Origin of the sequence: Acinetobacter sp. YH12138 (assembly GCF_015218525.1) — a bacterium.
Taxonomy (GTDB): domain Bacteria; phylum Pseudomonadota; class Gammaproteobacteria; order Pseudomonadales; family Moraxellaceae; genus Acinetobacter; species Acinetobacter amyesii.
Genome location: NZ_CP048670.1, coordinates 2,256,198 through 2,280,948 on the forward strand (window position 1 = coordinate 2,256,198; position 24,751 = coordinate 2,280,948).

General features: G+C 39.6%; 19 protein-coding genes and 5 tRNA genes. 15 read left to right on the forward strand and 9 right to left on the reverse strand.

Annotated features, from left to right (window positions below):
* Positions 1–2: 2 nt before the first annotated feature.
* Positions 3–1,670, reverse strand: a complete 1,668-nt coding sequence (lldP, locus tag G0029_RS10960) for an L-lactate permease (RefSeq protein ID WP_171263757.1) — start codon at positions 1,668–1,670, stop codon at positions 3–5.
* 618 nt (positions 1,671–2,288) lie between these two features.
* Here lldP and argG point away from each other — a divergent pair.
* Positions 2,289–3,632 (forward strand): argininosuccinate synthase, encoded by a 1,344-nt coding sequence (gene argG / locus G0029_RS10965; RefSeq protein ID WP_078192912.1) that lies wholly within the window; start codon positions 2,289–2,291, stop codon positions 3,630–3,632.
* Between the two features lie 84 nt (positions 3,633–3,716).
* Here argG and G0029_RS10970 read toward each other — a convergent pair whose 3' ends face one another.
* The gene (locus G0029_RS10970; RefSeq protein ID WP_180079021.1) at positions 3,717–4,973 is read right to left on the reverse strand and encodes a sensor domain-containing diguanylate cyclase; all 1,257 of its coding nucleotides are present in this window, start codon (positions 4,971–4,973) and stop codon (positions 3,717–3,719) included.
* A 151-nt stretch (positions 4,974–5,124) separates the two neighbouring features.
* On the opposite strand from G0029_RS10970, the gene pyrC reads away from it, so the two are divergent.
* From pyrC to G0029_RS11010, 8 genes are all read left to right on the forward strand, one after another.
* Positions 5,125–6,159 (forward strand): dihydroorotase, encoded by a 1,035-nt coding sequence (gene pyrC / locus G0029_RS10975; protein WP_111885770.1) that lies wholly within the window; start codon positions 5,125–5,127, stop codon positions 6,157–6,159.
* Positions 6,144–6,803 carry a ribonuclease T gene (gene rnt, locus G0029_RS10980; RefSeq protein WP_078192915.1) on the forward strand — a complete coding sequence of 220 codons (660 nt, stop codon included), beginning with the start codon at positions 6,144–6,146 and terminating at the stop codon, positions 6,801–6,803. Before pyrC ends, rnt begins: the two co-directional genes overlap by 16 nt.
* A gap of 20 nt (positions 6,804–6,823) precedes the next feature.
* Positions 6,824–6,899 (forward strand) — tRNA-Glu (locus G0029_RS10985).
* A 201-nt stretch (positions 6,900–7,100) separates the two neighbouring features.
* On the forward strand, positions 7,101–9,638 hold the full coding sequence (locus G0029_RS10990) for a TonB-dependent receptor plug domain-containing protein (RefSeq protein WP_180107620.1): 2,538 nt from the start codon (positions 7,101–7,103) through the stop codon (positions 9,636–9,638).
* A gap of 278 nt (positions 9,639–9,916) precedes the next feature.
* A complete protein-coding gene (locus G0029_RS10995; RefSeq protein WP_180079024.1) occupies positions 9,917–10,534 on the forward strand; it encodes a hypothetical protein in 618 nt (205 codons plus the stop codon).
* A 29-nt stretch (positions 10,535–10,563) separates the two neighbouring features.
* Positions 10,564–11,298, forward strand: coding sequence for a hypothetical protein (locus G0029_RS11000; protein WP_180109801.1), 735 nt, complete (start codon positions 10,564–10,566; stop codon positions 11,296–11,298).
* Between the two features lie 65 nt (positions 11,299–11,363).
* Positions 11,364–11,516, forward strand: a complete 153-nt coding sequence (locus tag G0029_RS11005) for a hypothetical protein (RefSeq protein WP_168379378.1) — start codon at positions 11,364–11,366, stop codon at positions 11,514–11,516.
* A gap of 128 nt (positions 11,517–11,644) precedes the next feature.
* On the forward strand, positions 11,645–13,072 hold the full coding sequence (locus tag G0029_RS11010; RefSeq protein ID WP_078192919.1) for an amino acid permease: 1,428 nt from the start codon (positions 11,645–11,647) through the stop codon (positions 13,070–13,072).
* Between the two features lie 156 nt (positions 13,073–13,228).
* Here the strand turns inward: G0029_RS11010 and G0029_RS11015 are convergent, their stop codons facing one another.
* Positions 13,229–13,921, reverse strand: a complete 693-nt coding sequence (locus G0029_RS11015) for a hypothetical protein (RefSeq protein ID WP_180089078.1) — start codon at positions 13,919–13,921, stop codon at positions 13,229–13,231.
* Between the two features lie 106 nt (positions 13,922–14,027).
* Between G0029_RS11015 and G0029_RS11020 the strand changes: the two genes are divergently transcribed.
* The 6 genes from G0029_RS11020 (at position 14,028) to G0029_RS11045 (ending at position 17,105) form a co-directional block, all read left to right on the forward strand.
* Positions 14,028–14,103: transfer RNA gene (locus G0029_RS11020), tRNA-Glu, on the forward strand.
* Positions 14,104–14,226: 123 nt separating this feature from the next.
* Positions 14,227–15,645: an amino acid permease gene (locus tag G0029_RS11025; protein ID WP_180107618.1), complete on the forward strand. Its 1,419-nt coding sequence runs from the start codon at positions 14,227–14,229 to the stop codon at positions 15,643–15,645.
* A 112-nt stretch (positions 15,646–15,757) separates the two neighbouring features.
* Positions 15,758–16,663 carry an alpha/beta fold hydrolase gene (locus tag G0029_RS11030; protein ID WP_111885776.1) on the forward strand — a complete coding sequence of 302 codons (906 nt, stop codon included), beginning with the start codon at positions 15,758–15,760 and terminating at the stop codon, positions 16,661–16,663.
* 132 nt (positions 16,664–16,795) lie between these two features.
* Positions 16,796–16,871: transfer RNA gene (locus tag G0029_RS11035), tRNA-Glu, on the forward strand.
* A gap of 24 nt (positions 16,872–16,895) precedes the next feature.
* Positions 16,896–16,971 (forward strand) — tRNA-Glu (locus G0029_RS11040).
* A 58-nt stretch (positions 16,972–17,029) separates the two neighbouring features.
* Positions 17,030–17,105: transfer RNA gene (locus G0029_RS11045), tRNA-Glu, on the forward strand.
* 66 nt (positions 17,106–17,171) lie between these two features.
* On the opposite strand, the gene G0029_RS11050 is transcribed toward G0029_RS11045, so the two are convergent.
* From G0029_RS11050 to G0029_RS11075, 6 genes are all read right to left on the reverse strand, one after another.
* Positions 17,172–17,813 (reverse strand): YiiX family permuted papain-like enzyme, encoded by a 642-nt coding sequence (locus tag G0029_RS11050; protein WP_320109242.1) that lies wholly within the window; start codon positions 17,811–17,813, stop codon positions 17,172–17,174.
* A 48-nt stretch (positions 17,814–17,861) separates the two neighbouring features.
* Positions 17,862–19,106, reverse strand: a complete 1,245-nt coding sequence (locus G0029_RS11055) for an NADH:flavin oxidoreductase/NADH oxidase family protein (RefSeq protein ID WP_180109800.1) — start codon at positions 19,104–19,106, stop codon at positions 17,862–17,864.
* 112 nt (positions 19,107–19,218) lie between these two features.
* Entirely contained in the window at positions 19,219–20,820 is a 1,602-nt protein-coding gene (locus G0029_RS11060) for an ABC transporter ATP-binding protein (RefSeq protein WP_180107631.1), read from the reverse strand.
* Positions 20,795–21,808, reverse strand: coding sequence for an ABC transporter permease (locus G0029_RS11065; RefSeq protein ID WP_180107616.1), 1,014 nt, complete (start codon positions 21,806–21,808; stop codon positions 20,795–20,797). The genes G0029_RS11060 and G0029_RS11065 overlap by 26 nt, the downstream gene beginning before the upstream one ends.
* Positions 21,808–22,875, reverse strand: a complete 1,068-nt coding sequence (locus G0029_RS11070; RefSeq protein ID WP_180107615.1) for a microcin C ABC transporter permease YejB — start codon at positions 22,873–22,875, stop codon at positions 21,808–21,810. The genes G0029_RS11065 and G0029_RS11070 overlap by 1 nt, the downstream gene beginning before the upstream one ends.
* A gap of 33 nt (positions 22,876–22,908) precedes the next feature.
* Complete coding sequence (locus G0029_RS11075) at positions 22,909–24,714, reverse strand: extracellular solute-binding protein (protein WP_227591919.1); 1,806 nt, start codon at positions 24,712–24,714, stop codon at positions 22,909–22,911.
* Between the last annotated feature and the right edge of the window lie 37 nt (positions 24,715–24,751).

The following is a 24,751-nucleotide window of genomic DNA, read 5'->3' on the forward strand; positions in this document are numbered from 1 at the left end:
TGTTATGGAATCATCCAAGGGAACACATAAGCTTGTAGGGTGATTAAAATCCCCATCATGATTGTGAACGTTATACTGTGTTTTACGGTAAAACGGAATAAATCCGACTCTTTACCTACCAATCCAACTGCCGCACATGCAATTGCAATTGACTGCGGAGAAATCATTTTTCCAGTCACACCACCACTGGTATTGGCAGCAACGAGTAATACTTCTGGCACACCAATTTGCTGTGCAGTAGTTGCCTGTAATGCAGCAAATAGTGCATTGGCTGACGTATCTGAACCCGTTAGAAATACACCAAGCCATCCTAAAAATGGCGAGAAGAAAGTAAAGGCTTGACCTGTATGCGCAAGTGCTAATGCCAATGTTGCTGACATCCCTGAATAGTTGGCGATAAATGCAAAAGCCAAGACCATCCCAATCGAATAAATTGGAATTTTTAATTCATTAATGGTTTCACCAAAGGTCACAATTGCTTCTTTAGGCTTCATTTTTAAGAAAATAATGGTAATGATCGCAGCAATGACAATTGCCGTACCTGTTGCCGAAAACCAATCAAATTTATAGATGGCATCGTAGTCCTTCATTTCAGGTACGACTGGCGGCATCTTTTGAACCAATTGATGTAAAAATGGCACTTTGATCGAAATAACCATGTCATGCAGCGCGCCATCTTTGGTAAATAAATCCTTAAACGGTTTAATACTCCAGATCGTGACCATCACCGTTAAGATCGCAAATGGCGACCACGCTTTTGCAATTTGCCCCAAGCTATATTTTTGCTGTTTTTGTGCAGCAACATCTTCACTCATCGTCGCATCTTGATCTGCAAAGCGGAAAATATGTTTAGGCTGCCAATATTTAAATAAAATCGTTAATGACACTAAAGAGGCAATCGCCGCGGTAATATCGGGTAATTCAGGACCGACAAAGTTCGAGGTTAGGTACTGTGCAATCGCAAAGCTACTCGCGCCAACAACAACTGCAGGCCAAGTTTCCTTCACACCGCGCCAGCCATCCATAATCGCCATAATCCAAAACAGTACAATCGGCACCATAAATGGCAGCTGTCGACCAACCATCTGACTGATTTCCATCGTATCAACACCAGACACTTGTCCAGCAACGATAATTGGAATACCCATCGCACCAAAAGCCACTGGCGCAGTATTGACGATCAGACAAAGACCTGCCGCATATAAAGGCTTAAAGCCTAAACCTACCAATAGTGCTGCGGTAATCGCCACAGGGGCACCAAAGCCCGCCGCACCTTCGAGGAAAGTACCGAAAGCAAAGCCAACTAACAGCATCTGTAATCGTTGATCTTCAGTAATGGAAAGAATCGAAGAACGGATGATGTCAAACTGCCCTGTTTTGACTGAAATTTTATACAGGAACACCGCACCAATAATGATCCATGCAATCGGCCATAAACCATAGAAGAAACCGTAGACCATCGAAGCCAATGCCATAAGCGCAGGCATGTCATAGGCAAATAAAGACACCAAAAGTGCCAGTACAACGGTGATCGTACCTGCCACACTGCCTTTTAAACGAAATACAGCAAGCGCCAAGAAAAAAAAGATAATCGGAATGAGCGCAATTAAACTTGATATCCATATATTCCCCATTGGGTCATATATTTGCTGCCATTGAAGCATTGTCATCTCCTTGAAATGCTTACTAAGATTTAATTATTGAGCAATATCAGCATGTGGTCTTTTTGTATTGGTATGACCAATATAAAAATCAAAGACATAAAAACTCATACTATTGCTGAAATACTCCGCAATTTTTAATTAATTAAACTCAATCATTCAAGCTTTTCTTGTTTTTGGTATGACCAATAAATAATACAAAAACATTATTTTCCCTTTTAAAAACTTCCATATCAACTTTTAAATATCTGTTTTGTATTTATTATTTATGAATAAATTCTATAAAATATACTTTAGTCTAATAACCAAGCTTTGTTTGACTTCAGTCTCATTTCAATGAAAAGTATAAAAACCAAATTAACCCAATAATGGTATGACCATTTATTTAAATCAAATAGATTTCTTTATATTTGTATTCTATTCCATTCAGAAAACGCATTTTCTGCCCGCAAAAACTGGATGAAGTATTCACCAATAGATTTCAACGATCAATTTTTTCTACCTCATCGCTTGTATCTCATGATTTTTTAGAAAAACCGTGCAGAAAAGTGCTACAATCACGCACATATATGTATTCTTTCAGGCCACCCATTCTCGGTGCCTATATTTATATCGTTAGGATTAACAATGACTGATAATGCAACTATCTTGCAGAATGTCCCAGTTGGCAAAAAAGTTGGTATTGCCTTCTCTGGTGGTCTAGATACTTCAGCTGCGCTTTTGTGGATGAAACAAAAAGGTGCAGAACCTTATGCTTACACAGCAAACTTAGGTCAACCTGATGAAGACGACTACGATGCGATTCCAAAAAAAGCGGAAGCGTATGGCGCAGTTAAAGCTCGCTTAGTTGATTGTCGTTTACAACTTGCATTAGAAGGTATTGCGGCTATTCAATGTGGCGCTTTCCACATTTCAACTGGTGGTATGCCTTATTTCAACACGACTCCTCTTGGTCGTGCAGTTACAGGTACAATGCTTGTAACCGCAATGAAAGAAGATGACGTAAACATCTGGGGTGACGGTTCGACTTATAAAGGTAACGACATTGAACGTTTCTACCGTTATGGTCTATTGACTAACCCAGCACTTAAAATTTACAAACCGTGGTTAGACCAAACCTTTATTGACGAATTAGGTGGCCGTGCAGAAATGTCACAGTTCCTAATCGACAATGGTTTTGACTACAAAATGTCAAAAGAGAAAGCGTACTCAACTGACTCAAACATGTTAGGTGCGACTCACGAAGCAAAAGATCTTGAATACCTTAATGCGGGTATCAAAATCGTAGACCCAATCATGGGCGTTGCTTTCTGGAAAGATGACGTAGAAGTTAAAGCTGAAGAAGTTTCTGTAACTTTCGAAGAAGGCTTCCCTGTTGCATTAAATGGCAAACGTATCGAAAACCCTGTTGAATTCATTCTTGAAGCCAACCGTATCGGTGGTCGTCACGGTCTAGGTATGTCAGACCAAATCGAAAACCGTATTATCGAAGCAAAATCTCGTGGTATTTACGAAGCTCCGGGTATGGCGCTTCTTCACATCGCTTATGAGCGTCTTGTGACTGGTATTCATAACGAAGACACCATCGAACAATACCGCATTAACGGTCTGCGTTTAGGTCGTCTTCTTTACCAAGGTCGTTGGTTCGATTCTCAATCTTTAATGCTTCGTGAAACTGCACAGCGTTGGGTTGCTAAAGCAATCACAGGTACTGTGACTTTAGAACTTCGTCGTGGTAATGACTACACTATTCTAAACACTGAATCTCCTAACCTCACTTATGAAGCTGAGCGTTTAACTATGGAGAAAGGTGACTCTATGTTTAGTCCTGCTGACCGTATCGGTCAATTGACTATGCGTAACTTGGATATCACAGATACTCGCGCTAAATTAGGCATCTACACAAACTCTGGCTTACTTGCAGTAGGTACAGGTTCTGCAGTGCCTCAATTAAAAGACAAAAACAAATAAGATTTGTTGAGTCATAAAAAAACCGCGTAGCTTGCGCGGTTTTTTTATTGCCGATTTCAAAGAATTTCTCAATTTTATTAAACATTAAGCCACATGCGCTGAACGAATCGATTGATAGTAAATTTGATTCCGGCCTAATTGTTTCGCACGATACAACGCCTGATCGGCAATATTTAACAGTTCATCCTTCGTCATATTTTCAGCACGATATACCGTAATACCCAAACTAATAGTGACGTGATTTGAAACCTGTGATTTGGCATGTGGAATTTCTAAACGATCGATTGCTTTATAAATATTTGACGCTACCGCATAAGCACCATGCGCATCGGTTTCAGGCAATAAAACCACAAATTCTTCACCACCATATCGCGCTACAAAATCCATATGTCGAATGGCATTTTTAATGGTTTTGGCAATGGTTGAAATTACATCATCGCCTTTTTGATGACCGTAGAAATCGTTATAGTTTTTAAAATGATCAACATCGATAAATAGCACAGCAAGCGAGGTGTTATTACGTCGAGATTGCTCATAAAAGGTATCAAGCATTTCATCAAAAGTACGTCGGTTTGAAATCTTGGTTAATTCATCATGCTGACTTAAATGTAAAAGCTCTGTGGTATGAATACGATGGATTTTTTCACTAATATCCGCGCGCAGCATATTCAAAAATATCATCCGTTCACGTGCACAAAGCATCTTACTGATTGCAAAACCCAATACACAGCTTCCAATCAGTACACGCCCCAACACCATCACATCAAATTTCACTTCTAATGAAAAAAGCATCAACATGGTGACCACAGCAGCCAACAAGCCAGACATCAACATTTGGACTGGTTTAACCCCCGTCAAAATATAGCTCAAGATGTAAATCATACAAAGGATCATCATGGCCTGATGTTTAAGTGCTTCGGTATACACGGTCATGGTGAGCCAAGACATTGAAATAACAGCCCAAAACACTACAAACATACTGGCATGTGAAAAATAAGGCTTCAGACGGTCATAACGGGCAAAGGTATATAAAGCCAAAAGACACAGCGCACCATTGAGCTGACCAACCAAACAACGAATAAAATCATGCACAAAATGCTGTTGATCAATAATCCAGTAATCGCCGGGAATGATCAGCATCGTGAGCACAAAGTAGATCAACACTCCCATCCAGAAAAAATGACGTATGTTGGTTTGCGCACGATCGAGGTTTAAAGTCCAAAATTGTGTTTCCAGTTTTTTAGGAAACATTTCCCCTACACGACGGGTTTGCCGTGTAATCAGTTCCTCTATTTTTTCTTTATCGTATTGCAACTTTGCAAGGTTATACTTGTATTCCATTTCCAAGCATTTATCTAATTCTTTTAGTCATTTAAAAATACCACAGTTTTATTCTTTATTTATATCTGTTCAGTCATTTGTACATAAATCTCGTTACCATTTTCACATTATTTGCATTATCATTTGTTTTATTTCCAAGCTTGGAATCGCTGTGAATACGATTACTCTTCTTCAGCCAGATGATTGGCATGCACATTTACGTGACGGTCTAGCCCTAAAGCGTACAGTTCCTGATTTAGCACAACAATTCTCTCGCGCGATTTGTATGCCAAACACCGTACCACCGGTAAAAACCGTTGAAGAAGCAAATGCATACCGTGAACGTATCATGGCACATGTTCCTGAAGGCGTTCACTTTGACCCGCGTATGGTGCTCTATTTCACAGACAACACCCCTGCAAGTGAAGTTAAAAAAATTAAAGAGTCTGAGCATGTTAATGCCATTAAGCTCTATCCAGCGGGTGCAACCACGAACTCAGACAGTGGTGTCAGTGATATTAGTAAAGTCTATGGTGTGATTGAGCAACTCGAAGAACACCAAGTGCCGTTACTGTTACATGGTGAAGTGACGCATAACCATGTCGATATTTTTGACCGTGAAAAACGTTTCCTTGATGAAGTGCTTTCTCCACTGTTAAAACAGTTCCCTAAATTAAAATTGGTGCTAGAACACATCACTACTAGTGAAGCTGCGCATTTTGTATTAGAACAAGACCGTAATGTGGCTGCGACAATCACACCGCAACATTTATTGTTTAACCGTAATGACATGTTGGTGGGTGGCATTAAACCGCATTTCTATTGCCTACCGATATTAAAACGTCAAACCCATCAGCAAACTTTGCTCGAAGTTGCGACCAGTGCGAACCCTAAATTTTTCTTAGGTACAGACAGTGCGCCGCACTCAAAAAATGCTAAAGAAAATGCATGTGGCTGTGCAGGATGTTATAGTGCACCAACAGCAATTGAGCTATACGCTCAAGCATTTGATCAAGTCGGTAAAATCGACCGTTTAGAAGGTTTTGCAAGCCACTTTGGTGCAGACTTCTACGGACTCCCTCGAAATACCAATACCATTACTTTGGTAAAAGAAGATCAAGTGATCCCTGAAAGTTTAGACTACTTGGATGGCGAAAAAATTATTCCGTTGTATGCGGGTAAGACCATCCAATGGAGAAAAGTGTGACAGATGAAACTCGACCAGTCATTGGTCAACGTTTCCGTGGATTCCTACCTGTTGTTGTCGATGTCGAAACAGCAGGTTTTAATTCACAGACCGATGCCTTACTGGAAATTGCAGCTATTCCTATTGTGTATGATGCAGAAGGTAACTTTGTACCGGGTGAAGCCCACCATGCACATATCAATCCATTTGAAGGTGCCAACCTTGACCGTCGTTCACTGGATTTTATTGGTGTAGATCCATTTAATCCGATGCGTATGGCCATGGCTGAAGATGAAAAATCAGCATTAAAACGTATTTTTAAGTCAGTGAATGAAGTACGTCGTCAACAAAACTGCACTCATGCTGTTTTAGTTGGTCACAATGCCCATTTTGATTTAGGGTTTGTACAGGCAGCTATTGCACGTACAGGAACAAAAAATCAAAATCCTTTCCATAGTTTTTCCGTATTCGATACAGTGACTTTGAGCGCTGTAATGTTTGGACAAACTGTGCTGGCAAAATCATGTATTCAAGCTGGTATTGAGTTTGATGGTAAAGAAGCACACTCTGCACTTTACGATACTCAGAAGACCGCTGAACTGTTCTGTTATATTTTGAACAAACTCGGCCCTCACCTACTTGACACTATGATGGCGGATCAATAAGATACCGCCATCTTCTAAACGTCCCTATCGTCTAGAGGCCTAGGACATCGCCCTTTCACGGCGGTAACCGGGGTTCGAATCCCCGTAGGGACGCCAATTCTTATTCAGACTTTCTCCAAGCTGAATATTCAAGTCTATTGAATACACATCACCATTTCTCCTAATTATTCAAAATTTTCATTGAATTTGTTGTGTATTAAAAAATCACTTATTGCAAATAATTCTCATTTCTATTGATTATTCTTGTAAAGTTAATGATAATCGCTATCGTTTTTATCTGCATAATTTTTGACAGCCATGCGCTTTGCCTATTCTCCCCTCAATATCGCAATTTTGACTGCTTTAGCATCTCAAGCTTATGCAAATGAAAGCCAGATCTCCGAAGAAATCAAAACCAATACGGTGTCGATGACACCTATTGAGGTTGAAGTCAAAGTCAAGCAAGAAGTAGGTAAAACCGTCTACACCAAAGAAGATTTAGAAAAAACGCCGAATAGCTCAAAAAATATCACAGACTTTTTAAAAGTTAATCCAAATGTGCAGTTTAGCCGTGAACAACGTTCTGCAGATTCACAGGCTGAGCTACGACCATCCGAGATTTCTATTAATGGCGCGCAAACTTACCGAAATAAATTTGTAATTAACGGCGTCAATACCACCAATAACCTTGACCCTCTGGCAAGCGGCAACTCCTATTCAGGCAAGCTTGATGGTGGCTCACAAGGGATTGCCCTAAATACCGATTTAATTTGTAAATTAGAATTGATCGATAGTAATGTTTCTGCAGCATACGGCGAATTTACAGGTGGTGTAGTTAATGCTGAAACTTGTACCCCAAATACTGAAATTGGCAAAATCCACGGCTCCCTTACTTACGACTACACGGAAAGTGATTGGTCACGTTATCATTTTACCGATGAAGAAGAAGCTGCAGAGTTTGAAGATCCAACATCATCAAATAATAAAGAATATAAAAAACACGGCCTAAGCCTGAATCTATACAGCAAACTCTCTGAACAATGGGGCATCAATAGTTATGCCTCTAAACGTGAATCCATCGTTCCAGTAATGAGTGGTTTAGAAGATCTCAGTAAAGTCAAAAGCGAGCGTAATAATATCAACTTAGGGACTACCCTTTTTTACACACCTTCGGACACAACCAAAGCGAAGTTTGGCTTTGATTTAGGGGATTTGGACAGTCTAAATTTCGTTGATAAGCGAATAAATTCAAAAAGTATTAGCAATACAGAAACGCTGACATTTTTTGGTGAATTAGAAAGTAAACTCAATAATTCAACATTAAAACAAAATATTAGCTATCAAACGCTAAGCCAAGCACGTGAAAATGATTCAACTACCGGCATTCTTTGGAAGCAAACACCAACTAAAAACTGGAGTTCCAATCCTGGTGAAGGTGCCACAAGTAGTGATATTGAATTACACCAAGATACATTTTCGTATAGTCTAAAAAATGCGTTTGATACCATTCAGATTGGCAACAGCATGCAACAATTAAGCTTTGGTATGGGCTATGACTATTCTAAAGTTGCATGGGAACGGCCTAACGATGCCTATATGTATAATCAGCCTAAGACTTTTACATCTAGTTCAGGCATTAGCTGTACGGCAGGTGATATTCTTTGTGATGAAGCAACGGATGAAAATAACTATCAAGGCCAATATCAAACAAATGGCAAGTATTATCAAAAAGGTAAAGTTAATATTGACCAACAACGTGTGCATACCTTCATTGAAAACACATCGACTTGGGATAATTTTTCAGCGCGTTTAGGTTTACGTGCAGATTATGATAGCTTATCGAAAAATTTAAATATTGCACCTCGTACTGCCTTTAACTATAAACCGCTAAAAAATGATCTTCTGTCCTTCACTACGGGATGGAATCGATATTATGCAAACTATACCTTAGCCACTGAACTGCAAGATCAACTTGCATTTTTGGAATACAATTTAAAACGCACAAAAAATCAAACTGAAGATTATTGGATTCAAACTGGGTTATCAGATTTAATATTAGCTAATTCCAATGTTCAACGTGCCAATTTAAAGACCCCTTATGCTGACGAAATTGTGTTTGCCATTAATAGCCAAGTTAAAAACTGGAACCTTGGTCTGAAATGGGTGAATCGCGATAGCAAAGATGAAATCACAAAAAATCGTTTTATTGATCCAACCACCAGCAATACCATCGATCATTTTGAATATAGTAATAGTGGTAAAGCAAAAGCTGACATTTACACACTCACACTCAGAAATACGCTGCCAGTCGTATATAAAAACTCTCTGCACGGGTTTAACTTTGGCTTTGATTACACTGAATCAGAAAAAAATTATTTAGACTATTCTGAGTCATATAACGTTAACAGTAATACGGCTGCTGAAGATCGCGATATTATCTTTAACGGCAGCCTCATCCAATTTAATGAACGTCCTGTTGAAAATTTCAATCAGCCGTGGACTGCTCGTTTTGGTTGGGACATTGAGTTTTCAAATTTACCATTAAAGATTAATAACTTTTTAAGCTACAAATCTGAATATAAAGATACGTATAAACTAAAAAACAAAGTTGAACATGATGGTGTCCTGTTGGAAGCCTATGCTACAGATACGATTAGACCTCGATTTAGTTGGGATATGCGTACCACTTATGATTTCAATTTCGCTAAAGACTACAAAGCAATATTCGGTTTAACCATTAACAATATTACCAATCGACATAATATCTATACCACCCCAGGTATTAGTGAGTCGACCAACAGACTTAGATCTGAAATTGGGCGACAGTTCATTGCTGATGTCACATTTAAATTTTAAACTTCCCCTATCAAGAGCGCCTAAAAACGCTCTTGATTCATTTTCAAATAGAATAAAACATGAAAAAAATAATCTTACTCTTTGGCCTGTGCATAGTATGTCTCGGTATCTTCATCTACATTTTTAGACCCGAAGCCAGCCTACCGACAAATCCTTCAAATACTGTTGAGCACGATGCCAATCAGACAAATCAAACAGCATTGAATGATGACCAAGAATCTTTTATTCCCAAAACCAACGATCGTGACACTTAAATACAAGCGAAAAAACCAAAAAAATTGAGCGAAGAAGCAATACAGTATTATCGAACAGCAACCAAATACGGTTGGGAGTCAATCGTTCGTGATTTTGAAAATGGAACCATTCTAAAAAGCAAAATGCCTAAAGAGGAAAAAGAAAAACTTTGTGAAATTGCACTGAGTTCTTCTAAAGTAGATCAAACTAAACGCTTGTTCAAATCAAATTGCAAACCGCTGAATGCTCAATCATCTTTAATGATCATTAATGCAAAATTAACAAATGCTGAAGGTGAAATTGATCAAAATGAAATCATTGAAAAATTAAAATTCTACAAATCCGAAAATGTATTACAAACAAAGGTTACTTATAAAATTGGCCCGTATGAAGAAAAAAGCTCTTTGCAATCTAAAGCAATTGGTTGGGGGCTTGAAGACGTTTCTGATTATTTGCTGAGTATTGGTGTCGATTACACGGGCGTGGATGGTAATTTAATTTTAAACAATATCAAAGGCCGGAACCCTTCTGTGAGTTTGGTTCAAAAACTACTGAATGCAGGAATCGAGCCCAATAGTAGCGTCTATAAACAAATAGAACAGAATGACTTTTCCACCAAACATCCTGACGTTTACAATTTATTAAAAACATATAAACCATGAAAAACATCGTTATTACCAGCTGCCTGCTAATGAGTATGCATTGCTTTGCAAATGCTCCAGTGCCACAAAATCACGCTACCAATGCACCATCAGTGAAAAACATTCACGACTTTAAAAAGATCAAAGGGATGACAAGTGATGCATCTCGTTATTATAAATTTATAAACATATATGGTTGGTCAGCCATAGTGCAGGAATTTGAAAATAAAAATATTCAAAGCAGTAAAATGAAAAATAAAGAAATTAAAAAAATGTGTGACACAGCACATCTTATACTTCCACTTCAAGATATCAAGCGACTGATTGCTGCTGATTGCAAACCCAGCTCAAACGATGTGACTTTTAACACCATCAATAGGATTTTAAAAAATGGTGATGGTTCTATTAATGAACAAGAAATTATTGCTAAATTAGAATTTTATAATGCATTAGGATTATTAAAAACACATCAAACATACGGCCGTGGCTATCGTGCAGAAACATATAATTTACTCTACAAAGCTGCCGGTTTTGGTTTGCCTGATGTTTTTGATTATCTCCTGAATATCGGACTCACAGTAAAATATACCGATGGTAACTTAGTGAATACACATTTTGATGGTCGCTCCCCTCAACTCGCTTTAACCCAAAAAATTTTAAAACTGGGTGTCGAGCCAAATGCCTCAACCATTACGATCATGCAACAACGGAACTTTAAACAACACTACCCTGACATCTACCAAGTCATCCTGTCCAATCTAGAACAGAAAAACCGTAAACTTTAATTAATTACAGCCTGACTGGTTTTGTTTATACTTCAGCTTGATCTATTTTGATGTAAGAATACCCTATGTTTAAAAAGTTGCTCTTGGTTTTAGCCATCTTATTTCCATCTGCACTCTATCTGTATATTGTGAGCCGCGATGACAACAAAGCCCCTGTAGCTGAACAAACTCAAGTACCTGCAACTTCTGAAGCTGAGTATCAAACTCCTGACCATTAATCCAATGGTCAGTGCTAAAGATTTAAATTTTAGATCAGTATTATTACATTATAAGAAAAATTCGATTTATCAATCATTTCACTGCATTCAATCATAAAATATACCTTTCGTTCAATTTTCTTTTCACTATGCAATCTCCCTCTGAACCTTCGCAACACTCGTCTGCTGAAGGTAAAAGTCCATCGCTTAAACGTGCGATGACGACTCGACACCTTGTGATGCTCTCACTTGGTGGTGCAATTGGTACTGGTTTGTTTATGGGTTCAGGTGAAGTTATTTCACAAGCTGGGCCTTTGGGCGCTGTACTTGCCTACATTATTGGCGGTCTAATTGCCTACATGGTTATGCTCTGTTTGGGTGAGCTTGCCGTACATTTACCTGTTTCTGGCTCTTTTGGTGCTTTTGCGACAAATTATATTGGCCCTGGTACCGGTTATATGGTGTCTTGGATGTACTGGTTGGGCTGGTCTGCCACCTTAGGTACAGAATTTACTGCGGCGGCTATTTTGATGCAGGAATGGTTTCCACAAACCTCTATTTGGTTATGGACACTGATCTTTGCAGCTGGCGTACTGATCTCTAATTTAAGTTCTACACGTGCGTTTGCAGAGTCAGAATTTTGGTTATCAATGGTGAAAGTTGCAACAGTGTTGATTTTCATCATCCTTGGTTTTGCCTGCATCTTTGGTTTCGTACCTTTCCAAGGCTATGAATCAGCTCCAATGTTCCACAATTTGACAGAACATGGTTGGCTGCCAAATGGTTTGTTCCCTCTGTTTGCCACGCTATTGATCGTGAACTTTGCCTTTAATGGTACGGAGATGATTGGTATCGCTGCAGGTGAAACTGAAAACCCTGAAAAGAATGTGCCTAAAGCCATTCATGCTGCGGTATGGCGCTTAATCATTTTCTTTGTCGGCACTATTATCGTCATCAGTTCACTGTTGACCTATACCGATGCAGGTTTAAATGTCGGCGGACATGGCGGCTTAAGTAGTAGCCCATTCGTTTCCGTATTTAACCTGATGGGCATTCCCTATGCAGAAGACTTAATTCGTTTCGTCATTATTACGGCTTTACTGTCTACAGCTAACTCTGGTTTATATGCTGCATCACGTATGATGTGGGCGCTGTCCGCACAAAAACAATTACCACGTGCTTTCGGCAAATTAAGCAAAACTGGTGTGCCTTATATTGCTGTATTGGTCACTATGATCGGTGGTTTACCGGGTCTATTATCAGAACAATTTGGCGCAGATGTCATCTTCAAAAACTTGATGGGGGTTGCTGCCTTCACCATGGTGATCGTGTGGATGAGTATTTGTTGGAGTCAATTTAACTTCCGTCGCCAATGGCTGAAACAAGGTCATAGCGTGTCAGAACTTAAATTCCGTACACCATGGTTCCCACTGGTTCCAATCCTTGGCTTTGTCTGCTGTACCGCAACAGGTTTAAGTATGGCTGCAGATCCTGAAATGCTTTCTGGCTTTATTGGCTGTCTGATCTTTATGGCAGCGTGTTATGCAGGTTATTATTGGTTATATCACGATAAATAAAATAGTTAAGGTGGCTCATTAGCCACCTTTTTTTATGAAACTATTTCTCTTCCCTATGAGAGAAAAATTAGGGTTTCCATATAAATTCAAAAATGATTTGTGGGAGCAGTTTAATCCACAAAAACCACTGTACAAATTATAATTTAAGGAAATAGTTCAACTGCTTTTCGTCAATGAGTTTTTATCCTCGCTCAACACCAAGATATAATCCCATACTTTCAACTCTAATGAGTCCTTTTCGGATTTTGCCCCCTTAGAAACATTAGCTAAAAGACACGCAGCTACTATTGCTAGAAATATTTGGATAGATACTCTCAAACTTGTATTAGATATTAATTCAACAAAAGTAAAGTTAAAAACTATTAATGAAAGTGGCAAAAGCACCCGACTTGAATTCATCTGTTTTTTAAATTCAGGAAAATCACGATTAATAACCAATAAATCTTGTTTGTCTTTACTCCACAACATTGGCTCAAAACATACATCCAATTTTTTTTCTAATTTTTCAAGTTCTACATCATCACTAGACAACTGATATCTTCGAACCTTTAAGATTAAATATAATTTAAAAAAGCTCTGGATATCTAAAAAATAATGAGAATCATCTAAAGATTTGAGGTGATTATACGTAATTCTACTTTCCCCATCTAAATCCCTAAATAAAAGTTCATCAATAATTCTTTCAAACTCTGATTTACTGATATACGAAGAAAAATTATTTGTATAAATTTCAAACCAATGCAAATAATTCAATAAAACTATATAGAATCTTTCATGGACTTTGCCCACATTAAATTGATTGATTTCAAATAAAATTCCAGAAATAAACTCATTAAAATTATTTTTCATTAAAAAAATTCTGTTTTTGTTTCATTTATATACATTTAGAATATAACAATGAAACTCTATTTTGACAAATATAGATGGGCTATGTACTATACACCCACCTCAAAACGTCCCTATCGTCTAGAGGCCTAGGACATCGCCCTTTCACGGCGGTAACCGGGGTTCGAATCCCCGTAGGGACGCCAATTCTTCTGTCAGCTCTGACAAACTTAAAGTTTATTTATCTATAATTTATATTAATTGATTGCATCATCATTGCATTCTTCTCTACAATTACTCGCTTCATTATTTGATTCTCCTTTTTCTCTATGCAGTCATCACATTCTCCGAATGATGCTTCGCATCAGGGCAATTCTGCGCCGTTAAAACGCGCTATGAGTACTCGACATCTGGTGATGATTTCGCTTGGTGGCGCAATCGGTACTGGTTTATTTCTTGGTTCGGGTGAAGTCATTGCACAAACGGGGCCTGTAGGTGCCATTATTTCGTATTTTTTAGGCGGTATTATCGCCTATATGGTGATGCTTTGCTTAGGCGAGCTCGCTGTACATATGCCTGAATCTGGTTCATTTGGCGCTTATGCTAAACGCTATATCGGACCGGGTACGGGTTATACCATCACTTGGCTGTATTGGCTGACATGGTCCGTAACGCTAGGAACTGAATTTACCGCTGCTGCACTTTTAATGCAGGAATGGTTCCCAGACAGCTCTATGTGGATGTGGACCTTAATCTTTGGTGCTTTTGTATTCTGCTTGAATATGATTTCAACCAAATGGTTTGCTGAATCTGAATTTTGGCTAGCCTTAGTCAAAGTGATTACCGTTGTAGCCTTTATTATTTTGGGTCTATTGGCCATTTTTGGTGTTTTAGGCTATCAAGGCTATGAAGCTGCACCGCTGTTTAGCAACCTCACTGCACAAGGCTGGTTCCCTGAAGGTTTGTTCCCAATCTTCGCTACAATGTTGATTGTTAACTTTGCATTCTCAGGTACTGAACTGATTGGTGTTGCTGCGGGTGAAACCAAAGATCCAGCGAAAAATGTGCCTAAAGCCATTAACACGGCGATTTTCCGCTTATTGATTTTCTTTGTGGGTACCATTGTTGTTATTACTGCACTATTACCACACCAAGAGGCCGGCTTATCTGCCGAAGGTGTAAGTAGTTCACCTTTCGTAACGGTATTCCAGCACATTGGTATTCCTTATGCAGAAGACATCATCCGCTTTGTGATTATCACAGCGCTACTTTCTGCTGCAAACTCTGGTTTATTTGCTGCATCTCGAATGATGTGGTCATTGTCCTATAGTAAGCAATTACCTGCGGTGTTCTCTAAAGTGAACTCGCGCGGTATTCCTTATGTTGCAGTAATTGTGACCATGATCGGTGGTATGCCAGGCTTACTTTCTGAGCAATTTGCACCAGAAACCATCTTCAAAAACTTGTTAGGTGTTGCTGCATTTACCATGGTGGTGGTGTGGATGAGTATTTGTTTAAGCCAATTCAACTTCCGCCGTCAGTGGTATAAAGAAGGCAAAACTGCAAAAGATTTAGCTTTTGCTGCACCACTCTTCCCAATCGTGCCGATACTCGGTTTTGTATTCTGTCTTATTACCTGTATTAGTATGGTATTTGACCCTGAAATGTTGACTGGCTTTATCTGCTGTATGATCTTCATTGTGGCGTGTTATTTCAGCTACTACACCTTGTATCACAACAAAGATTGATCTGCGTTGTCATATCACCAAACACGATAAAAGAGTAACTTCGGTTGCTCTTTTTTTATGGCTATATTTTAATAAAAGTAGAATAAAAACTGGTCCGTCGATGAGGTGCAATATGCAGATCATCTTTATCCATGGCATGAATCAACAGCAACAAACTGCACGTTCGCTCGAACAGCATTGGCTTGCACTGTTGTCTCAAGGCTTAAAGCAAAGCCATCAAGAGACTTTTTTATCGTATATACAGCACCATATGCGCATGCCTTTTTATGGAGACTTACTCACGCGTTATCATTTGCAGAATATGCTTCAAGCCAGCACCTTGACACCTCAAACGTGGCCACATTTTCCGTTTATCCATCGCACTGAACTCCCAGAAAAATCACCAAAAGTACTTGAGCATCATGCCGTACAAAACAATCTACCTGACATCACCCTCAATGATGCTATTGGATTGAGTCAGTCATTCAAATCGATCACCGCACTCGGCAAAGATCTTGCCCTACGCGATTTTGCAGTTTTAATGAATTATTTCCCAAAATTACATGCCACACTTTTGCATAAATTTTTGGTCGAAACTTATCTCTATTTATCCAATCCACACTTTATTCAGGCAGTTCATACTCGTCTGCATGAGCAATTACATCAAACGAAACCCACCCTGTTGATTGCACATTCGCTAGGTAGCGTGATTGCGTATCATTTTTTACTGTTACATCCTGAACTCAACATACAGCGCTTTATCACCTTGGGCTCACCTTTGGCTTTTCGTGTCATCCAAGCCCACTTACCTCAGCCTTTACAGCGACCTGATGCAATTTCAGGCGATTGGTTAAACTTTTATTCACATGATGATTTTCTCAGCGCTTTTCCACTGAGTCAGGCACCATTTGATTTTCAACCCGCCATTATCAACCAGCAAATTCAGACATCGATTGAACACCCACACGATATTGCTGGATATTTAACGCATCCAGAAGTTATTGCTACAATCTTACAAGTGTTGAAAAAACCGACATAAATAATGTATTTTTCAAACATTTTTAGCAAATTGTTTTAATTTTATGCACTCAACAACAAAAACTGAATTTATTTATAGAAAAGCGTTTGACACCCCCCGATTTTCACCCTAATATACGCCCACCTCTGAAACGTCCCTATCGTCTAGAGGCCTAGGACATCGCCCTTTCACGGCGGTAACCGGGGTTCGAATCCCCGTAGGGACGCCAATTTTCAGAAGTACATTTTATTAAGTCCCTATCGTCTAGAGGCCTAGGACATCGCCCTTTCACGGCGGTAACCGGGGTTCGAATCCCCGTAGGGACGCCATTATTTAGTCTAAAAACTTAGACTGAAATAAACGGTTTTAAAATTTGCTTTCTGTACTGTCCCTATCGTCTAGAGGCCTAGGACATCGCCCTTTCACGGCGGTAACCGGGGTTCGAATCCCCGTAGGGACGCCATATTCGAGTTGGTTTTAATCACTCATTAAAAAGCTCAAGCATTGCGACTTGGGCTTTTTTATTGCCTTAATTTCTAAATATTTCTTTTAAAAGTTTTGAATCATAAATGGCCTTAGGGGCAATCACCTGCTCATTTAGCGGAATATTTTGACCATAGCGCTGCCGCATTAGGCGCTGCACTTCATATTGTTTTAAATCAAATTGTTTCAGTTGTTGTAATGGAGAAAGTTCGATTCCTAAAGCATGCTGATAAGCTTTCCAAACAATTTCAGAACAGTAAATTGCACGGTCATCCCATTCAAAATAAATATTATAGGGTTTGCCCAAGTACTTTTCTGCATTTTGTACTAGCTTCGTTTTCTGCGGCACATTTAAGGGTTGTTTGAGCCTTTTTACGACATAGTGAGCATTCTCCCCACGCGCGATCCATTGATTTAAAGCGGTATATTGCACAGGTTGAATAGCTTCAAGCACCCAAGTTTGGTTATTTTTATTTACGATCATGCCCATGTGACTATAAGGCGAATGTGTCGCCTTTTGAATGCTTAAACTTTGTTGTGACTTTGAGATATGAAAAATGATATCCCCCGTCTGAAATACAGACTGGGCATAGAGGGCTGAACTGAGCCCACAAAGAATAACTATTAATATTAAAATTTTAGACATTTTTATTGTAAGCAATATTGATATGAATGAAGGCAACCACATAACATGGATGTATGCCGATTGCCCTGATTCTAAAAATTCAATGATTGATTAAGCCGACTTACGTGAATTGACTTGCCCTTTAATGACCGCGGTTAAATTACCTTTGAGATACTTAAAAAACACTTTTAACGGTGAAAGTTTAGGATTTGGCTGTTTGCCTTCACCAATCGATTTAAACTGAGCGGCATACCAAATAATTTCCATAATCGCCATTTTATCAATCATCGGTATGCCAGTTTTAATTTTGTCTACGCCGTAACGAACATCCTGCCCCGCCAATAAACGATCAGCCAAATCGACTTCTACAGCGAAAGGACGTGCAATACCAATAAAATCACAAGCTCCACTGTCTAGTGCAGCATTCATGCCTTGCACGGTTCTAAACCCGCCGGTAACCATTAATGTGCATTTCACTTCTTTACGGATATTGTCCGCAAAATCGAGGAAATAAGCTTCACGAGCAATGGTACTGGCTTTACGTTTTTCTTCTTTAGCACCCGCCATCGCTGGCGCTTCATAGGAACCGCCCGAGATTTCAATCATATCAATCCCTGCGGCATCTATTGCTTTAAAGACCTCAATCACATCTGCTTCGCTAATTCCGCCGCGTTGGAAATCAGCAGAATTCAGTTTGACCGAAATGATAAAATCATCGGTCGTCGCTGCACGAACTGCCTTATAGATTTCAAGCAAAAAGCGCATGCGATTTTCATTTGAACCGCCCCACTGATCTTGACGTTTATTGGTCAGTGGCGACAAAAACTGACTAATTAAATAACCATGCGCACCATGCAATTGCACGCCTTCGAAGCCTGCCTTTTCACAAATGTGTGCGGCACGTGCAAAACGCTGAATGATATCTAAAATTTCATCTTCACGAAGTTCGCGCGGTGTTCCAAAAGTTGTAGCTAACATCGGACTAAATGGTACAGCGGACGGCGCAACCGTTTCCTTATTTAAACCTTTAGGACATTGACGACCCGGATGTGAAAGTTGAACCAATTGCACCATGCCGTGCTTCTTACCTAACTCAGCCCACTGTGTTAACTGCGCCAAATCTCGCTCTGTTTCAGCGACAACAACCCCCGGCTCATTTTTAGCACGAAAATCCACCATGACATTACCGGTTATGGCACAGCCTAAACCACCCTTCGCCCAAGCTTCATATAATCCAAAATGTAAGTGATTGGGTTGGCCTGCAGTATTGGCCAATGCTTCACTCATTGCACCTTTAATGATGCGATTTTTAAATGTGGTATTACGAATTTTAAAGCTTTCAGCTAAATGGCTCATGGCAATGTCCAAAATGAAATAATAAGTCCTGAGTATTTACTCTAATTATTATTTTCTAAAGGTCAAGGATATTTTGACAATGACACTTGTCAAAATATCCATAAGTTTGATTTTAGTATTGGCTGGCTTCAATTAATTTACGGGTATAGCCCGTTTGTGGTCGCGTAAATAGATCTGCGGTGTCTTGAAACTCCATGACTTTGGCATGTCGCAGTACCAACACTTTTTGACACAAGGCTTTGACCACGTGTAAATCATGACTGATAAATAAATAACTCATATTATATTCTTGCTGCAAGCGACGTAGTAGCTTCACGATGGCTTTTTGTGTCGTCCGATCTAGTGCAGATGTGGGTTCATCGAGTATCAATAATTTAGGACGTAATACCAACGCACGTGCTAAGGCGACTCTCTGCCGTTGCCCACCGGATAACTCATGTGGATAACGCTGCTTAAATGAGCTGGCTAATTCGACTTTCTGCAAAGCTTCATCTATACGCTGTACAATTTCATTTGCAGATAAATGCTGTAAGGCCAGACCTTCCCCAATGGTTTGCTCTACATTGAGCCGTGGATTTAAACTACTGAATGGATCTTGAAAGACGATTTGAAATTCACGACGTAAAGGTCTGAGCTGTTTTTCTGAAAGTTGATTGATGGCGTGTTGATTTAACATAATTTCACCATCACTTTCTATGAGCCGAGCAATAGCCAGTGCTAAAGAGCTTTTCCCTGAACCACTCTCACCAACAATACCGATCGACTCACCTTCAGCCACTGTTAAATCCAAAGCTTCTACAGCAACGACATAATTTTTGATGCGGTTCAATAAGCCTTGTTTGACTGGGAATTTCACTCCTAACTGGCGTAATTCTAAAAGTTTTTGAGTTTGCGAAACTTGTATCGCTACTCCAAAATCATGGTCTAACAGATTTTTGGTATACGCCTGCTTCGGCTGCCCAAAAATTTCCTGAACACCACCTTGCTCCACCACTTGCCCACGACTCATCACAATCACATGTTCTGCATAGCGCTTGACCAAATTCAGGTCATGGCTGATTAAGATCATCGCCATATTACGCTGCTGTTGTAGCGACTTTAATAAATTTAAGATTTGCGCTTGCAAGGTGACATCTAAAGCCGTGGTTGGCTCATCAGCGATTAAAATATCAGGATCTAAGGCCAATGCCATGGCAATCATGACACGTTGACGCTGCCCGCCTGATAACTCATGTGGATAGCGCCTTAACTTATCTTCAGCATCAGGAATACCCACATCATTTAATAATTCTATAACGCGCTGCCGTGTTTTTGCCTTCGACCATCCCTGTAACAACAATGACTCACCAACAATTTTTTCAACCCGATGTAATGGATTTAAAGCTGTCATCGGCTCTTGAAAAATCATGGCAATTTTCTGACCACGAATGTTTCGGTGCTGCTCAGGACTCAGTCCAAGAATATTCTGTCCATTCAGGCTGACGCTGCCTGTGACCCACAGATCACTCGGCAACAATCCGAGTATAGCTAGGCTGCTAATCGATTTACCTGAACCACTTTCTCCAACAATGGCTATCGTTTCACCTGCATGCAATTTAAAATTCAGGTCTTCAACCAAGACCTGTGCTGCATGGGAAATATGTAAATGTTCCACTTCTAACACGATGGGAGGTACATTAACTTGATGATTATTGACGTCTAGGATCGAATGCATCACGTGTCGCCTCCCCAATGTAAATCAGTAAAGACAGCACAATCGCTAAGGTAAAGAATCCCGATAAGGCCAACCATGGTGCATTCAGATTGTTTTTCCCTTGAAGCAATAACTCACCTAATGACGCGGCATCAGGCGGTAAGCCATACCCTAAGAAATCTAAGGCTGTCAGTGCTGTAATATTTGCCGTAAGCATGAAAGGTAGCTGTGAAAGACTGGAACTCATCGCATTTGGTAAGATATGCCGAAAAATAATGGTGCTATCTGTAACACCAAGACTCCGTGCTGCACGTACATAGTCAAAATTACGCGCCCGCAAAAACTCCGCACGAACCAAGCCAACTAAAGTGGGCCAGCCAAACAACAGCATAATGACAAAGAGCCAATACACACTCGGCGTAAACATACTGACTAAAATCATCACCATGAATAGCATCGGGAGCCCACCCCAGACTTCTAAAATCCGTTGACCAATGAGGTCTATCCATCCACCATAATAGCCCTGTATCGCCCCAACGATGATGCCCAATACTGCTGAAGCAAAAGTTAATGCAAAACCAAACAGGAGCGACACACGTAATCCATATAAAATACGCGCCAGCACATCACGACCTTGGTCATCTGTACCAAGCCAATTTTGTGCAGTTGGTGCAGATGGTACGGGCACAGCCAGTTCTAAATTTGGTGTTTGATAGGAAAATTGAATCAGTGGCCATACAGCCCAACCTTTATCTTCAATCAGTTGCTGAACAACAGGATCTTTATAATCTGCCTCAGTTTCAAATACCCCACCGAAAGCGGTTTCTGGATAACTTTTTAGTACCGGCACATATAAAGAATCATCGTATTTAACCAAGAGCGGTTTATCATTGGCAATAAACTCAACAGCTAGGGACAACATAAAAATCAAGGCAAAGCTGATAAAGCATGTAAAGCCTAATTTATTTTCTTTAAAACGTTGAAAACGTGCTTGCATGATCGGAGACATTATTTTGCCCCCTGCGAATCAAAATTAATTCGCGGATCAATCATTTGATACATGACATCACTGATTAATCTTAAGATCAGCCCCATCAAGGTAAAAATAAACAAGGTACCGAAAATGACTGGATAATCACGCTGTACAATGGCTTCAAATCCTAATAACCCCAGCCCATCTAGATTGAAAATAATTTCAATAAATAGATTTCCCACAAAGAAGATGCCAATCAAGGCTTCTGGTAGACCAGCAATGACAATGAGCATTGCATTACGAAATACATGCCCATACAGCACACGTGATTCGGTCAAACCTTTAGAACGAGCAGCAAGAACATATTGCTTATTTAATTCTTCCATAAAAGAGTATTTGGTCAGATAAGTTAAGCCAGCGAAACCACCAATTACCATAGCAAACAAAGGCAACGCCATATGCCAAAAATAATCTGCAATTTTGCCAAACACACTTAACTCAGCAAAATTCTCTGAAACTAAACCTTGTAGAGGAAACCACTGAAAATATGAACCACCTGCAAAAAAGACAATGAGTAAAATGGCAAAGGCGAAAGCAGGAATGGCGTAACCTATAGCCAATAAAATAGACGTGCTTTTATCAAATAGCAGACCATGTTGACGGGCTTTTTTAATGCCTAATGGAATAGACACCATATAGATCAGCAAGGTACTCCATAAGCCAAGGGATAAGGATACAGGCACCTTTTCCCAAAGTAGCTGGGTTACAGGCTTATCTTTAAAGAAACTGGTACCAAAATCTAGCGTCACATACCCCTTTAACATGAGCCAAAAACGTTCGAATAATGGTTTATCGAAACCATATTGCGCTTCGATTTTTGCCACCATTTCTTCACTGAGGCCTTTAACACCTTGGTATTTACTGCCTGTCGTCGCAGTTTCACCACCACCTGTGTTTCCCATACCTTGAAAGGACTCAGCTTGCTGTATGGCTTGCTCAACTGGCCCACCCGGAGCAAGCTGAATTACCACAAAGTTAATCAGTAAAATGAAAAACAATGTTGGAATAATCAGGAGCAATCTTTTTAAAATATATATGCCCATGTTGCTTTCACATTCCTTGTCATTCATTAGTATTTATTGTTGGCTCAAATAGTTTGCAACTTTTTTCGATTGCGCTTCATTGCTCCACCAATAATCAATACCTGTTGATAATTTTGGTTTTACTTTTGGCTGTTGATACATATTCCAATACGCAAACCATTTTTCACCTTTACCATAGGTTGGAATTTGATAGTACCCAGCTCTTAATAATCGATCCAATACTTTGGTACGCACCACCAATTGTTCACGATTTGGTGCACGAATCACCTGTTGTATGACCTCATCAATGATCGGACTTTTAATGCCAGCATAGTTGTAATTACCAGGCTGATCCGCCGATGCACTTCCCCAAAATTGCGCTTGCTCATTACCCGGATTGAGCGACTGTGGCATAACATTTGTTGTCATATCAAAGTCTTTCGTGCGCATACGTTCTATATATTGAGGCACGTCTACTTGGCGAATGCTTACAGACACGCCTAAACGTTTCATATTGCGCACAAAAGGCATTAATGTTCGCTGTAAGCCATCTTGGTGAATGAGAAACTCAATACGAATGGCTTGACCATGTCGGTCTAATAATTGACCATTTTTAAATCGATAACCAGCATTTATTAATAGCTGACGAGCATTCAATAAATTATTTCGATTAAATCCACTAGCATCCGAAACGGGATATTTCCAGTTGGATAACACCCCTTTACGCTCTAAAGGGGTTAATTTCTTTAACAATGGTTTTAAAATTTGCATTTCAGCATCTGATGGCACCCCTTTTGCTTCTAAGTCACTATTTGAAAAATAGCTTTGTAAGCGCTGGTATTGACCATAAAACAGAGCTTTATTTTGCCACTCAAAATCATACGCATAAGTTAAAGCTTGCCGAAAACGAATATCATTAAAAGGCGATCGACGCGTATTAAATACAAAACTTTGAGTTGCAATTGGATTTTCATGCTTATCACGATACTTCACCACCATTCCAGCAGTGATTGACGGAAATTTATATTCCGTCACCCATTTTCGTGCTGTAAATTCCTCATGCAAAGTATATTGGCCAGACTTAAAGCCTTCAAAAGCAACATCTAAATTTCGGTAATAGACATATTTCAAACGATCAAAATTATATCGCCCGCGATTAATCACTAAATTACGTCCCCAATAATTAGGATTACGCTTAAAACTAATACTACGACCAGAATCAATTCGATCAAGTAAATAGGGGCCAGAACCTAAAATCGGCTGCATGGTAATTTTAGTAAAATCTTTTTTTGCCCAATCTTTTTTGGAATAAATCGGCATTTGCGCCAATATTAACGGCATTTCAGCGTTATTACCCGATTTAAAGGTCATTTTGACTTCATATTTAGATAACACTTGGGTTTTATCTAAATCTGCCAAATACATTTGTAAACCTGGGTTTGACTTGGTCTGAAAAGTATCAAAACTAAATTTAACATCTTCAGCAGTGAGTTCTGAACCATCACTAAATCGTGCTTTTGGATTTAAGTGATAAATGACAAAACTCGTATGATCGGGATCGAACGTTACCTTCTCAGCTAATAATGGATACATCACGCCGGGTTCATCTAAAGAGCTATCCATAAGGGAGTCAAATAAATAATTTACCCCCTCAGCCGCACTGCCCTTACCATTCATACTGTTTAAATTGTCAAATGTCCCATTTGATGAAGTACTTAAATATCCACCTTTAGGTGCAGAAGCATTGGCATAAGGCATGACTTTGACAGAGTCATATTTGGGTGTGCTATGAATCGCAATATAAGGCGTGGTCTGTATCGCAGACCACACACTTTGACCGAACAGAGTAAGCACACACATCCCAATAGCTTGATGTGCTAATTTGAACGACACCAAC

Coding starts and splice junctions, on each gene's coding strand:
- rnt (WP_078192915.1), top strand. CDS start 6,144: ATGGAGAAAAGTGTGACAGATGAAACTCGACCAGTCATTGGTCAACGT.
- G0029_RS11060 (WP_180107631.1), bottom strand. CDS start 20,820: ATGCATTCGATCCTAGACGTCAATAATCATCAAGTTAATGTACCTCCC.
- G0029_RS11005 (WP_168379378.1), top strand. CDS start 11,364: ATGTTTAAAAAGTTGCTCTTGGTTTTAGCCATCTTATTTCCATCTGCA.
- G0029_RS11015 (WP_180089078.1), bottom strand. CDS start 13,921: ATGAAAAATAATTTTAATGAGTTTATTTCTGGAATTTTATTTGAAATC.
- G0029_RS10970 (WP_180079021.1), bottom strand. CDS start 4,973: ATGGAATACAAGTATAACCTTGCAAAGTTGCAATACGATAAAGAAAAA.
- G0029_RS11065 (WP_180107616.1), bottom strand. CDS start 21,808: ATGTCTCCGATCATGCAAGCACGTTTTCAACGTTTTAAAGAAAATAAA.
- G0029_RS10990 (WP_180107620.1), top strand. CDS start 7,101: ATGCGCTTTGCCTATTCTCCCCTCAATATCGCAATTTTGACTGCTTTA.
- G0029_RS11070 (WP_180107615.1), bottom strand. CDS start 22,875: ATGGGCATATATATTTTAAAAAGATTGCTCCTGATTATTCCAACATTG.
- G0029_RS11030 (WP_111885776.1), top strand. CDS start 15,758: ATGCAGATCATCTTTATCCATGGCATGAATCAACAGCAACAAACTGCA.
- G0029_RS11000 (WP_180109801.1), top strand. CDS start 10,564: ATGAGTATGCATTGCTTTGCAAATGCTCCAGTGCCACAAAATCACGCT.
- G0029_RS11010 (WP_078192919.1), top strand. CDS start 11,645: ATGCAATCTCCCTCTGAACCTTCGCAACACTCGTCTGCTGAAGGTAAA.
- G0029_RS11055 (WP_180109800.1), bottom strand. CDS start 19,106: ATGAGCCATTTAGCTGAAAGCTTTAAAATTCGTAATACCACATTTAAA.
- G0029_RS11050 (WP_320109242.1), bottom strand. CDS start 17,813: ATGTGGTTGCCTTCATTCATATCAATATTGCTTACAATAAAAATGTCT.
- argG (WP_078192912.1), top strand. CDS start 2,289: ATGACTGATAATGCAACTATCTTGCAGAATGTCCCAGTTGGCAAAAAA.
- lldP (WP_171263757.1), bottom strand. CDS start 1,670: ATGACAATGCTTCAATGGCAGCAAATATATGACCCAATGGGGAATATA.
- G0029_RS11025 (WP_180107618.1), top strand. CDS start 14,227: ATGCAGTCATCACATTCTCCGAATGATGCTTCGCATCAGGGCAATTCT.
- G0029_RS11075 (WP_227591919.1), bottom strand. CDS start 24,714: ATGTGTGTGCTTACTCTGTTCGGTCAAAGTGTGTGGTCTGCGATACAG.